General features: G+C 36.1%; 11 protein-coding genes. 7 read left to right on the top strand and 4 right to left on the bottom strand.

The genetic code is table 11. The features are described from left to right. Positions 1–5: 5 nt before the first annotated feature. Genes C9J29_RS16805 through C9J29_RS16790 form a run of 4 tightly spaced genes read left to right on the top strand, consistent with a single transcriptional unit; the run spans position 6 to position 6,142 of the window. Complete coding sequence (locus C9J29_RS16805; RefSeq protein ID WP_107922479.1) at positions 6–3,203, top strand: condensation domain-containing protein; 3,198 nt, start codon at positions 6–8, stop codon at positions 3,201–3,203. A gap of 2 nt (positions 3,204–3,205) precedes the next feature. Then, positions 3,206–3,994 carry a thioesterase II family protein gene (locus tag C9J29_RS16800; RefSeq protein WP_008178530.1) on the top strand — a complete coding sequence of 263 codons (789 nt, stop codon included), beginning with the start codon at positions 3,206–3,208 and terminating at the stop codon, positions 3,992–3,994. Next, entirely contained in the window at positions 3,984–5,372 is a 1,389-nt protein-coding gene (gene kamA, locus C9J29_RS16795) for a lysine 2,3-aminomutase (protein ID WP_089986374.1), read from the top strand. Before C9J29_RS16800 ends, kamA begins: the two co-directional genes overlap by 11 nt. Before the next feature lie 14 nt (positions 5,373–5,386). Continuing rightward, positions 5,387–6,142 (top strand): class I SAM-dependent methyltransferase, encoded by a 756-nt coding sequence (locus C9J29_RS16790; RefSeq protein WP_036222005.1) that lies wholly within the window; start codon positions 5,387–5,389, stop codon positions 6,140–6,142. Positions 6,143–6,460: 318 nt separating this feature from the next. On the opposite strand, the gene C9J29_RS16785 is transcribed toward C9J29_RS16790, so the two are convergent. The 4 genes from C9J29_RS16785 to C9J29_RS24125 form a co-directional block, all read right to left on the bottom strand. Further along, a complete protein-coding gene (locus C9J29_RS16785; RefSeq protein WP_089986375.1) occupies positions 6,461–6,808 on the bottom strand; it encodes a hypothetical protein in 348 nt (115 codons plus the stop codon). Between the two features lie 14 nt (positions 6,809–6,822). Then, entirely contained in the window at positions 6,823–7,152 is a 330-nt protein-coding gene (locus C9J29_RS16780) for a fluoride efflux transporter FluC (protein ID WP_008178522.1), read from the bottom strand. Next, positions 7,149–7,511, bottom strand: a complete 363-nt coding sequence (crcB, locus tag C9J29_RS16775) for a fluoride efflux transporter CrcB (protein ID WP_008178520.1) — start codon at positions 7,509–7,511, stop codon at positions 7,149–7,151. Before crcB ends, C9J29_RS16780 begins: the two co-directional genes overlap by 4 nt. Before the next feature lie 299 nt (positions 7,512–7,810). Continuing rightward, a complete protein-coding gene (locus C9J29_RS24125) occupies positions 7,811–7,999 on the bottom strand; it encodes a hypothetical protein (RefSeq protein WP_141390428.1) in 189 nt (62 codons plus the stop codon). Between the two features lie 544 nt (positions 8,000–8,543). Between C9J29_RS24125 and C9J29_RS16770 the strand changes: the two genes are divergently transcribed. The 3 genes from C9J29_RS16770 to C9J29_RS16760 all read left to right on the top strand — a co-directional run. Then, a complete protein-coding gene (locus tag C9J29_RS16770) occupies positions 8,544–10,286 on the top strand; it encodes an ABC transporter ATP-binding protein (RefSeq protein WP_008178515.1) in 1,743 nt (580 codons plus the stop codon). Beyond that, positions 10,283–12,016, top strand: coding sequence for an ABC transporter ATP-binding protein (locus C9J29_RS16765; RefSeq protein WP_090002630.1), 1,734 nt, complete (start codon positions 10,283–10,285; stop codon positions 12,014–12,016). The genes C9J29_RS16770 and C9J29_RS16765 overlap by 4 nt, the downstream gene beginning before the upstream one ends. Positions 12,017–12,123: 107 nt before the next feature. Then, positions 12,124–12,364: helix-turn-helix domain-containing protein (locus tag C9J29_RS16760; protein WP_153062681.1), on the top strand; the 241-nt coding region annotated here is incomplete at its 3' end.

Here is a 12,364-nt window from a genome sequence, read left to right as displayed (position 1 = left end):
ATAGAATGGTACAAAATGAAAAAAAACTCCCGTTAACACCATTGCAATTGGTTATGTTAATGGAAACATTAAAAGACCCAGCGTCAGAAGCGTATTGGCAAATTCTGTCTTATGAAATTCCTAACTCATTTACATTCAAAGAGATTCAAGAAGCTTGGTTAAATACTGCCAGAGCCAATCCAGCATTAAGAACAAAATTCGAGTGGGAGCAAGAGATAGAACCAATTCAAATTATTCAAAGCAATGTAGAAGAAATTAATGTATTAGAGGTTAATTATTTATGGATTCAAGATGAATTTATGAATATAGAGAATTGGTTTAAAAGTGAGATTGGTAGGCTACAGCGAACGTTGCTAAATAAGACACAACAATTTTACCTTATTCAAAACTGGAAACCTTCTAAAAATCTATTAGTATGGGTGCATCATCATATTATTATGGATGGTTGGTCAATTGCTCAGACACTTGAAGATTTCTTTAAGCTTTTAAATAAGGATGTCACTTCATTAGCAATTCGTCCAGATATCGAACCATATTTACATTATATTAATGATCCAATGTATCAAAAAGGGCTGGAAAAATATTGGGGAAATGTGTTAAGTGATTTAGCTGAAGCAGAAACATTAGCGATAGAAAAATCACAACATATGGGTCAAAAACCATTATTTAAGTATTTGGATAAAGAGTTAAGTAAGAGAGCGGCAGAAAATCTTCATGCCTATAGCATTAAGAACAGAGTGACTACTTCAAGCATCGCTTTAACAATATGGGGCGTGTTAATTAATCGATATCAACATACGAATAAGCTATACGTAGGTTCGACTTTTGCATTAAGACCGTATCAATTAATAGAGTCGAGTGATATGAATGGGATGCTCATAAACACATTACCAGTCAAAATAGGTATAGAAGATGAACTAACATTAAAAGAAGTATGCCTCCAGACAATGGATCATCTGCAAGATGTATCTGAAAATAGCGGAATTCCGTATTCTAAATTATTACAGCTTGGTGGTGTATCTGGAAATACAGAAATCTTTAAAACCTCTGTCATTTTCCAAAATTTCAAGGGAAGCTTAAATAATAAAAAGAATGGTGATTTGGTTCACCAGTATGGAACAAGCTCTGATCCTTTATCAGTAACATTTGATATTACACAAGGCTCCATATGCTTACGATTAGGTTGGGATCAACAACGTTATGAGCAAACAGAGCTTCTGAGACTTCTAGATTCTCTTGAGTATATATTTGAAAATATAGATAACTATAATAATATGTTGGTTAAAAATATTAACTTAACACAAATCGAAGAGCTATATTTAAAAAATGTTTTAACAACAGCTGTTTCTGCAACGTCTGAAAATTTTTCGATTCAATCTATTTTAGGAGACTACAGGGAAGATTCTTTAGCCATTTCAGATGGACAAAGAAATTTAAGTTATCAAGATGTGAAAAGATATATCAATATTGTGGCTAATGAACTACTCAAAGAAGGGGTACAGAGTGGGGATACTGTTGCATTGGTAGGAAAAAAAGGTATTGAAACAGCAATCGGTATTTTTGCTGCTTGGACAATAGGCGCTGCATGGTGTGCTATTGATACGAGTATACCTGAAGCAAGAACTAAACGTATATTAGAGATATTGCAGCCTAAAACATTATTATTCCTAGATAACATTCCAACGATTATTGAACGTAGTACGGATGAGAAAGAAATAATAAGTGAGGCCTACAAGTTTAACTCGGGAGATGTGGCTTATTATATTTCTACTTCTGGTAGTACAGGAGAACCTAAAATTGTTTCATTAAAAGCAGAAGGGTTGTCACAAATCATACAAAGCTGGAAACAATTTTATCACCTTGATAGTGAACAGTATGTTCTTCAACTAGGGAGTTGGACATCGGATGTTTTTTTAGGTGATTTGCTGAAGGCATGGTCAACGAATGGATATTTGTTTGTTTGCGAGGAAGAAAAAAGAATTGATATGGCCTATTTAGCAGAAATGGCAGCTAAATATAATGTTTCATTTTTAGAGTCAACACCTGTTTTAGTAAGGGAATTTATCCACTTTTTAAATGAAGAAAATAGGGTCTTAAAAGATTTAAAAACAATCGTAGTAGGTGCTGATACGTTCAGACTTGAAGAAAAGAATGAAATATGTGACATGCTTTGGGAAGGCGTCAATTTTTATAATGGTTATGGTCTAAGTGAATGTACAATTGAGTCTCTAGTTTATATGTGTAATAACAATCAGGATAGTTCTAACTCAGGACTTTGTCCAATAGGTAAACCATTACCGGGAACAATGCTGAGAATTGTTGATAAAACAGGTAATTCTGTAGCTCCTGGCATGATAGGTGAATTACACATTGGAGGGAAACAAATAACAAAAGGCTATGTAACCGAGGAGGGTTTAGTTACCTCCACTTGTTATACTCTGGATGGTGTTAGCTACTTCCGGACAGGTGATCTAGTAAGATTAAATGCTAATGGAGTGATAGAATTTTATGGACGCAGTGATCAGCAAGTAAAAATTCGAGGCTATCGATTAGAATTAGGAGAAGTAGAGAACGCGTTATTATCACTTCAACCTGGTATGGAATGCTTTGTTAGCTGTCTTCCAAGTAATAACGGTGAAAATACTTTAATTGCCTTTATCAGTGGGACAGACCAAAGTATTGAGACAATTAATAGTAGGATTTCTAAGATACTTCCGGATTTTGCTATTCCGAATGTAATCGTTCCATTAGAAAAGCTACCTCGCAATACGAATGGCAAGATTGATAGAGTGTCGCTAAGGAAACAAGCTGAAGAATTACTGAATCAATTAACCGCTACGTCGACTATCTCAATGTCAGGCGATATGGTTGATATGGTAAGAGAGACATGGGAAGTAGTTTTAGGAAAAAAAGTACAGTTGAATCGGAGTCTATTCGATCAAGGTGGCCACTCTTTAATTGTACTGAAATTATATAACTTACTTCGAAAAGTGTTACCTTCATATGAGTTTGTAGTTGGTGATCTTTTCCGATATCCAACTATCAATCGGTTTGTAGAAGAAATTACAGCTAGAAAAGAGGCAGAGCCTATTGCAGAAAGTACTATTCCATCTTACAGCAAAATTGAAGTACTTGAAAAAGTGAAACAAGGCGAGCTTACAGTAGAGGAAGCTATGAAAATAATAGGTGGTCATAGATTGTGAAGATGAAACAAGAAAAAGGATATTTAGTATATAACCCAAGTCCACATGCAAAATTAAAATTGCTATGTTTTCATCATGCTGGAGGTTCAGCACTTTCAATGGTTCCTTTAGTGAGAGATTTACCTGAAGATGTAGAAGTATGTTTGTTTGAATTACCTGGTAGAGGAATGACAAATGATTTACCCTTCCTATCAACATTTTGTGAGGCAAAAGAATATCTATTTAAAACGGTATTTCATTATATTGATCGCCCAGCTGTTTTATTTGGTCATAGTTTGGGAGGACTATTTGTCTATGCTTTATCAAGTTTACTGGATGAGAAAAGTCAATATATTAAAAAATTAATTATTTCAGCTGCTAGGTCCCCCATAACTGTAGCTAATCATGCGACGTATCCTGAAGCTCCGTTTACGAGGCGAACGAGGGAAAGTATTATAGCAGATATTAGAAGGCTAGGTGGAGTGCCAAATGAGCTTGAGTCTGACTCGAGACTATTCAATTCAATAGTGGATGTTACAGGCAGAGATTTTCATTTGCTTGATACATTTAAATTCGATGATAAAGCATTGGTCAACTATCCAATGGAACTTTGGTTAGGTACACAAGATTCAGCAGTTCCTGATGGGGAAGTTAAACTGTGGGAGAAAATGGCGCTCAATGACTATAAGTGTAGGTATTTTAATGGTGGTCATTTTTACTTGAGTGAGAATGAGGAGCCTGCTAAAGAATTGAGACAGGAACTCATGAATATTTATACCAACATCAAAGGAGGGGTGATTCATGCAAACTAAACTTAAACCAGGTGAAAGAAGACATTATAGGGAAATTGAACTTTGGAAAGATATTACCAAAGAGCAATGGGATGATTGGCATTGGCAATTAACGAACACTATTAAAACTTTAGATGATTTAAAGAAAGTTGTAAACTTAACTGAGGAAGAAGAAGAAGGAGTCAAAATTTCTCTACAAACGATTCCTTTAAATATAACTCCTTATTATGCATCTTTAATGAATCCTGATGATGTACGATGTCCAATACGTATGCAGTCAGTGCCATTATCTGCTGAAATTATGAAGAGTCATTATGATCTAGAGGATCCATTGGATGAAGATGAAGATTCCCCTGTACCAGGTATAACTCATAGGTATCCTGATAGAGTATTGTTCCTAGTTACCAACCAATGCTCCATGTATTGTCGATATTGTACAAGAAGAAGATTTTCTGGGCAGGTGGGGATGGCAGTACCTAAAAAGCAGCTTGATAGAGCTATTGATTATATTAGGAATAATGAAGAAATTAGAGACGTTTTATTGTCTGGCGGAGATGCTTTATTAATTAACGATAAAATTCTTGAATATATTTTAAGCAGTTTAAGAGATATACCGCATGTTGAAATAATTCGGATTGGTACTAGAGCACCAGTCGTATTTCCTCAAAGAATAACGACTGAGTTGTGTTCGATTCTAAAAAAATATCATCCTGTATGGCTAAATACACACTTTAATACGTCGATCGAGTTAACTGATGAGGCGAAAGAAGCCTGCGAGAAGTTAGTCAATGCGGGGGTTCCAGTGGGGAACCAGTCTGTTATTCTGACAGGGATAAATGATAGTGTGCCAATAATGAAAAAATTAGTACATGATTTAGTGAAAATCAGAGTTAGACCATACTATATTTATCAGTGTGACCTGTCTGAGGGGATTAGCCATTTTAGAGCGCCTATTTCTAAAGGATTGGAAATAATTGAATCTTTAAGAGGACATACTTCTGGTTATGCTGTGCCCACATTCGTGGTAGATGCACCAAACGGAGGTGGGAAGATAGCGTTACAGCCAAATTATATACTTTCCCAGAGTCCTGAGAAAGTAGTTTTAAGAAATTATGAAGGCGTTATTTCTTCTTATCCAGAGATAAAGCACTATGAATCAGGTACAGCCGATAGTTATTTTTCTGAAGTTTATGATTTAAAATCATATGACTCAACAGGCGTTTCAAAGCTTTTAGAGACTGAACCTTCGAAAAGCTTAGTACCTACAAATCTTCGACGGTATAAATTAAGAGAAAGATATAAAGAAGAGGGAGTGGAGACATTAAAGGATAAAAGAGAGAATAGAGATGTTTTAAAACAAAAGAAAATGTTACAAGCACAGAAAACAAATAAATGTTAGATAGGGGAATAGTGATGGTAAGCTTTTATGGTAGTTTATCTACAGAATTATATGATATAGATAAATATATTGGTAAATCATTTGGAGATGTAGAGTATTATTCAAAAAGGTTAGAAGGTGTAAAGGGAAAGATATTAGAGCCTGCCGTTGGTAATGGTCGTATCCTAATACCTTTATTGCATAAAGGACTAAATATTGAAGGTTTTGATCTTTCTGATGACATGTTACAATTATGCAAAAAAAATTGTGCAGAAAGTGAGCTTACACCAAATCTATATTCATTAAATATGTGCAATTTTTCTTTGGAACAAAAATATGAGGCGATTATTATTCCGACTGGTTCATTCCTATTATTACATCAAAGAGAAGATTCTTTAAAAGCCTTAAAGTGTTTTTATGATCATTTAGAGGATGGAGGCCGTTTAATAGTAGACACTTTCCTTCCTGATTCGTTTGAGAAGGGGTATGTTTCAACTAGGGTATTTAAGAATCAAGACGGTGACTCTATAACATTGGAAGAAGTATTGGTAGATGTGGATTACATTAATCAATTTACGATTACTCACAATAAATATCAGAAATGGGAAAACACTAAACTAATTGATACTGAGTTAGAGATCTTCCCGTTAAAGTGGTATGGAGTAGAAGAGTTTAGAGGAATTTTACAAGATATTGGATTTAAGGATGTAACGATTTCTTCAGATTATGAGTATAATAAATATCCAACAAATGGTTCACAGGTATTTACGTATGAAGCAATAAAAGAATAGCACTTAATAATGATAAACCCGCAATAAAAGGTGTTTGTTATTCAAGTCCTTAAAAGTTCGATTGGTAAACGATTTGTTTACCAATCGAACTTTTTCCTTTTTTGTTGAAAGTAGTATGGGACACGTTTTCAGTAGGGCAAGGGCAAAAGAATACGGTGAGTCAAGTTTTGAGGTAAATCACATCAATTAACTGCACAAGATGACAGAAGGAAAAAGGCTAAGATTCACAACAGACAACTGCATTTGATTCGACAGAGGATGGGAAAATAAAAGAACCTATACATTTAAAATAGGCGCCTTTATAAAACTAAGAGACGCCTAAAACATTTGCGGTAAAAATTCTTTCATGAAGCGTTGATTTTTCCGTAACCATATTTTTAATATCATCCGATGTGTTAATAATCGATGCCGCTTATTGGGCCTTGTCTTCGCTTCAATTAAGCTTTGTAGTAGAATACAAGTTTCCGTGGCAAAGGCTTGGGGCTCTACGAGAACATCAAGCTTATAGTCGATGAGCTGTGCTGCCTGAACCTTTGCAAGTAGTTGAGCAAATTGTGTGTTCATCGCCGCATAATTTTCTGCTAATTCTAGGTCGATCAGGGTATAGAGTGCATGTTCAATCTCAAGTTCTAATTCTTGTAGTAGCTCATTGGATGGCTGTGTCATTCCTATCACCTCTTTTACACGGCAAAATAACCAATGGTGGCAAATAGTATGCCAAACAGCAGGGTACTGGCGATATAGCTTATTACTTGCCCCCATTTTCGCTGTTCAATTAACTGTAATGATTCAAATCCAAAAGTCGAAAATGTTGTATAAGCTCCTAAAAAACCAATGCCAATCAGCTGCCATAACCAATCACTGAGATGGAGGGCAAAAACAAGACCGAGTGCAAAGGAACCTGTACAATTGATAATAAAAGTTGCCCACGGATACGGATGGGCCAATAGTTTGCCTAAATAAAACCTTAAAATGGCGCCAAAAAATCCACCAATCCCGACAAGAATCATGCCAGTCGCCCCCTTGCAAGACGAATACCCAACCAGGCGCATATTAAACCGCCTACAACACTTATGACAACATAGAGAACTGCTAGGAGCCACTCATTTTGTTGAACGAGTAATAATGTCTCTAAGGAAAATGTTGAATAAGTAGTAAAGGCTCCGCAAAAACCAGTGCCAATCCCAAGTACAACGGGTGTGCGCTTTGTAAAAGTAGTGAAAAGCCATGCTAGGCAAAAGCAGCCAAGTAAATTTATACATAATGTTGTGGATGGAAAACCTTCCGAGTTTGGAATGGCAAGGCTCAGGCCATATCGGCAAATGGCTCCAACAATGCCGCCAATCCCTACAATGAAAAATGATTTCAACGTAAAGACCCCTTACTTAAATGACTATTATTAAAAAGTGTATCACGAGAAGAAAATTTTAGGAATATTCGATAGTGGGAAATTCAATAAATGACCGAATATGTCCCTAGAAGATGTTTAACTAGTTATATAGTTGATAGATCGTACTATAGAAGGGGTGAATGATTATGCTGTAACGATATAATATATAAATATAGTATATAAACATAGTTTTTTCGGTAGGTTTGAGAAAATTTGGAGTCTAGTTGCTAGCTAAAAAAGAGGTACAGGCAATACATGCAAAAATCACCGCTTACGGTTTATCCGTAAACGGCTAAACCAGTAACGGAAAACCCGCCACTACTAATTAATAAATAACTAATTAATAAATAACTAAATAATAAATAACTAAATAATAAATAACTAAAAAATAATAATGATGATATATAGACAGCTAGAAAGAAAAAGAAGAATGCTACTTTCTTAAAAGATCGCTGAGCTCGTAGCAAAATTTTTCTCACGCCAGTTCATTTCAGTCTTTAGGTTAATGTAAGCTATCAAAAAATAATGTAATGTTAAAAGCAATAAATGACGAACATGCTTTCCTTTTGGGTCTTTGGTATAAAATTGTATTTTAGTGCTTTAAAGCGCTAACTATTTCCCTGAAAATGATAAAAAATAACTGGGGAATAGTTGACAATTATTTCTATAGTGTGATAATCTTCAAGAACACTATAACAAATAAACCAAAGGAGGGCATGACAATGTTAATTTCATCAGTATCATATTCAATCACAGCTACATACATTGTCCATGCCTAACGCTTATTTAAGATTGCACATAAAGGTATGGATTTGTTCCTGCCTTTTATAAGAGACACATGCTCTTTGGAGGGGTATGTGTCTTTTTTGGTGCCTAAAAAGGTTATAGTGAAAACCAAAAAAGGAGTGTATGTTTATGCGAAACACTGTACGACGAATGATTTTCAAAAAGGAATTTCTAGAAAGTGGGTAGCCATGCTACAACAGTACGGAAGAAAGAAGGTTATCATGTATGTTTGATGTTTTAAGTAAATTAGGCTGGTTCTTCAAACGATATTGGAAACAATATACAGTCGCGATTGTGCTATTGATGATTGCCAGTGGGTTAGAGGTTGTCCCTCCGTATTTACTGGGCTCAATTATTGATATATTGACTGCAGGGGAAATGACGCCAGCTATTTTAACAAAGTATGTGTTTATTTTTGTCGGGATTATTATTGGGGGTTATCTGCTAAATTTTGTGTGGCAATTCCGACTATTTGAAGGGGCTATTAACCTTGAAAAAATTTTACGTCGTAATTTGATGCAGCATTTTTTACGAATGACTCCAACCTTTTATGAAAAAAATCGCACCGGGGACTTAATGGCTCGGGCAACAAATGACTTAAATGCCGTTTCTACGACTGCGGGATTTGGGATTATGACGTTGATTGACTCAACGATTTATATGGGTTTTATCATTTTTGCAATGGGCTATATGATTTCTTGGAAGCTAACACTCTTTGCTATGCTACCCGTTCCTATTATGGCCATCCTCATTCAATATTTAGGAAAGATTGTTCATGAACGTTATATGAAGGCTCAGGATTCTTTTGGAGAATTAAACGACAGTGTTCTTGAATCAGTCGCAGGTGTGCGAGTAGTGCGTGCCTATGTGCAGGAAAAAAAGGATGAGGCTAATTTTGCGGATATGAGTGAAATCGTTTATGAGAAAAATATTCATACGGCTAAAATTAACGCTTTATTTGGCCCGATTACTAAAGTGGGCACAGGAATCAGCTATGTTGTTGCGCTCGGATATGGTGCTCATTTAGTGGCAACGGAGGCCATGACGGTAGGGCAACTTGTTACCTTTAATGTTTATTTAGGATTAGCGGTTTGGCCAATATTTGCCATTGGAGAGCTGATCAATGTCATGCAACAAGGGAATGCATCACTCGATCGTGTACAGGAAACGTTAAACTATGAGGCGGATGTTCAAAATATTCCGAATCCCCAAATGATTGCGACACCTAAAGCGATTGGTTTTGATGATTTAACATTCCAATATCCAATGAGCCAAGTGAAAAATCTACAACAAGTTTCATTGTCATTGAAAAAAGGTCAAACACTTGGAATTGTTGGAAAGACAGGCGCGGGGAAAACAACCTTCCTCCGTCAATTATTACGTGAATATCCAATCGGTCAGGGACAGCTTTCTATTGACGGTATTGACATTACGGCTCAAACGAAGGAGCAGATTCTAGATTGGATTGGCTATGTACCACAAGACCATGTGTTATTCTCACGGACTATTCGTGAAAATATATTATTCGGGAAAGAAGATGCGACCCAGGCAGAATTGCAGCAGGCGATACGTGCGGCGTATTTTGAAAAGGATTTAGAAAATCTATCAATGGGTCTTGAAACGCTTGTAGGTGAAAAGGGTGTATCTCTTTCGGGCGGTCAAAAGCAACGTGTATCCATTGCTCGCGCATTAATTAAAGATCCTGAAATTTTAATGCTAGATGATTCACTGTCAGCTGTTGACGCAAAGACAGAAGCTAGAATTATTGAAAATATTCAGCGAGAGCGTGATGGGAAAACAACGATTATTACCACGCACCGATTATCGGGTATTCAACATGCTGATATTATTATCGTGTTGGATGATGGGCAAGTTGTTGAGCAAGGAACACATGAGGAACTTCTTTCACGACAAGGATGGTACAAGGAGCAATTTGACCGTCAGCAGCTAGAAGGAGGTGCCTCATGAGTACGAGTCAACGTTTAATGCGCTATGCAATGTATTTTAAAAAGCCTATTTTTCTAGGCTTATTCTTCTTAACAATCGCCGTTTTTACGGAGCTTGTTGGGCCATTTATTGCTAAACATATTATTGATAATTACATGACGATTGGTCATATTGAAATCAAACCGATTACGTGGTTATTAATTGTTTATTTACTATTAGCTATTGCTACAGCGATATTACGCTATTTTATGTATATTTACTTACAAATTGGTGCGAATCGGGTTGTTCAAAAATTACGTAAAGATGTGTTTGAACATATTCAAACATTACCGATCCAGTACTTTGATAATTTACCAGCGGGCAAAATTGTTGCGCGTGTTACAAATGATACAGAGGCGGTTCGGAATTTATATGTACAGGTGCTCTCCAATTTTGTGACGAGCTTTATATCCATCTTTGGAGTTTATATAGCACTCTTTATTTTAAATTGGAAAATGGCAATGCTTGCTTTAACGATGATTCCTATTGTGTATTTATGGATGATTTTGTATCGAAAATTTGCTTCCAAATATAATGATGTGATCCGTACGAAAATTGCCGATATTAATGCCATGATTAATGAATCTATTCAAGGGATGACCATTATTCAAGCATTCCGACGTGAGCAACAAATGACGAAGGAATTTGATGATATGAATAATGAGCATTACGCTTACGAGCGAAAGCTTTTAGTTCTTGATTCAGCCACATCCTTTAACCTGGTGAATACTTTAAGGATGATTATGTTTACAGTCTTTATTGTCTATTTTGGTACACAATCCTATACAGCCACTGAAGTGATTTCAGCGGGTACATTATATGCGTTTGTCGATTATTTAACAAAGCTATTTAATCCTATTACGAATATCGTGAACCAATTTTCTCAGCTTGAACGTTCTCTTATTGCTGGGAAACGTGTGTTTGAGGTGCTAGATACAGATGGTGAGCCTGTATCAGAAAAAAGTTTACCAAGATATAAGGGCAATGTGCTTTTCGAGGATGTTTCATTTGCCTATAAGGACAATGAATACGTACTTAAGAACCTTTCATTCAAGGCCCATCAAGGTGAAACCATCGCCTTAGTTGGTCATACAGGCTCCGGGAAAAGTTCGATTATGAACTTACTATTCCGCTTTTATGATCCATCAAAAGGGAAAATAACCATTGATGGTGTTGATATTACATCTGTCCCTCGTCAAACAATGCGGGAGCATATGGGAATTGTGCTTCAAGACCCGTATTTATTCACGGGAACCATTGCCTCCAATGTGAGCTTAAATAACCCAAACATTTCTCCAGAAAAGATTAAGGCTTCCTTAAATGCTGTTGGAGGAGAACGTGTTTTAGCGAATTTACCAAATGGCTATGATGAGCCTGTAATCGAGAAGGGAAGTACATTATCTTCAGGACAACGTCAGCTCATTTCCTTTGCAAGAGCTCTTGCCTTCGATCCAGCCATTTTAATACTGGATGAAGCAACATCTAATATTGATACAGAGACAGAAGAGATTATTCAGCATGCCATGGATGTCCTGAAAAAAGGACGAACAACGTTTATTATTGCCCACCGACTTTCTACGATTAAAAACGCAGATCGAATCCTAGTGTTAGATCGAGGGGAAATTGTCGAGAATGGCACACATGATGAATTGCTTGAGCTTGGTGGAATTTATGAAAAAATGTATCAAATGCAAGCCAATTCCTTACAATAATTTAGATAATAAAATAACACGGGTCAGACCGTAGATAAGAGCCATTGAGAATACTGAACTGCCCCGTAAAAGTTAGACATTAATCTAACTTTTACGGGGGTTTTTTTATGACAAAAGTAAGTGTTGAACAACGTATTCAAGCAGTTCAACGATATTTAAATGGAAATGAAACTTTGATCGAAATTGCGAATGATATCGGTGTGACAGCTCAGATTGTCAGTGAATGGGTTCGCCGTTATCAAAAAAATGGCGTAGAGACTTTCTTAAAGTCCTATACAAACTATTCAGCTGACTATAAAATGAATGTACTTAATTATATGAACGAGACAGGTACATCTTCGAGAGACA

Source organism: Lysinibacillus fusiformis (assembly GCF_003049525.1).
Classification (GTDB): Bacteria; Bacillota; Bacilli; order Bacillales_A; family Planococcaceae; genus Lysinibacillus; species Lysinibacillus fusiformis.
Note: the sequence above shows the minus strand (reverse complement) of the source record. Positions and strands in the feature narration are given on the sequence as shown.

What these genes read in the sequence shown, in the direction of transcription:
- C9J29_RS16805 (WP_107922479.1), top strand. Translation starts at nt 6, where the DNA reads ATGGTACAAAATGAAAAAAAACTCCCGTTAACACCATTGCAATTGGTT.
- C9J29_RS16800 (WP_008178530.1), top strand. Translation starts at nt 3,206, where the DNA reads ATGAAACAAGAAAAAGGATATTTAGTATATAACCCAAGTCCACATGCA.
- kamA (WP_089986374.1), top strand. Translation starts at nt 3,984, where the DNA reads ATGCAAACTAAACTTAAACCAGGTGAAAGAAGACATTATAGGGAAATT.
- C9J29_RS16790 (WP_036222005.1), top strand. Translation starts at nt 5,387, where the DNA reads ATGGTAAGCTTTTATGGTAGTTTATCTACAGAATTATATGATATAGAT.
- C9J29_RS16785 (WP_089986375.1), bottom strand. Translation starts at nt 6,808, where the DNA reads ATGACACAGCCATCCAATGAGCTACTACAAGAATTAGAACTTGAGATT.
- C9J29_RS16780 (WP_008178522.1), bottom strand. Translation starts at nt 7,152, where the DNA reads ATGATTCTTGTCGGGATTGGTGGATTTTTTGGCGCCATTTTAAGGTTT.
- C9J29_RS16770 (WP_008178515.1), top strand. Translation starts at nt 8,544, where the DNA reads ATGTTTGATGTTTTAAGTAAATTAGGCTGGTTCTTCAAACGATATTGG.
- C9J29_RS16765 (WP_090002630.1), top strand. Translation starts at nt 10,283, where the DNA reads ATGAGTACGAGTCAACGTTTAATGCGCTATGCAATGTATTTTAAAAAG.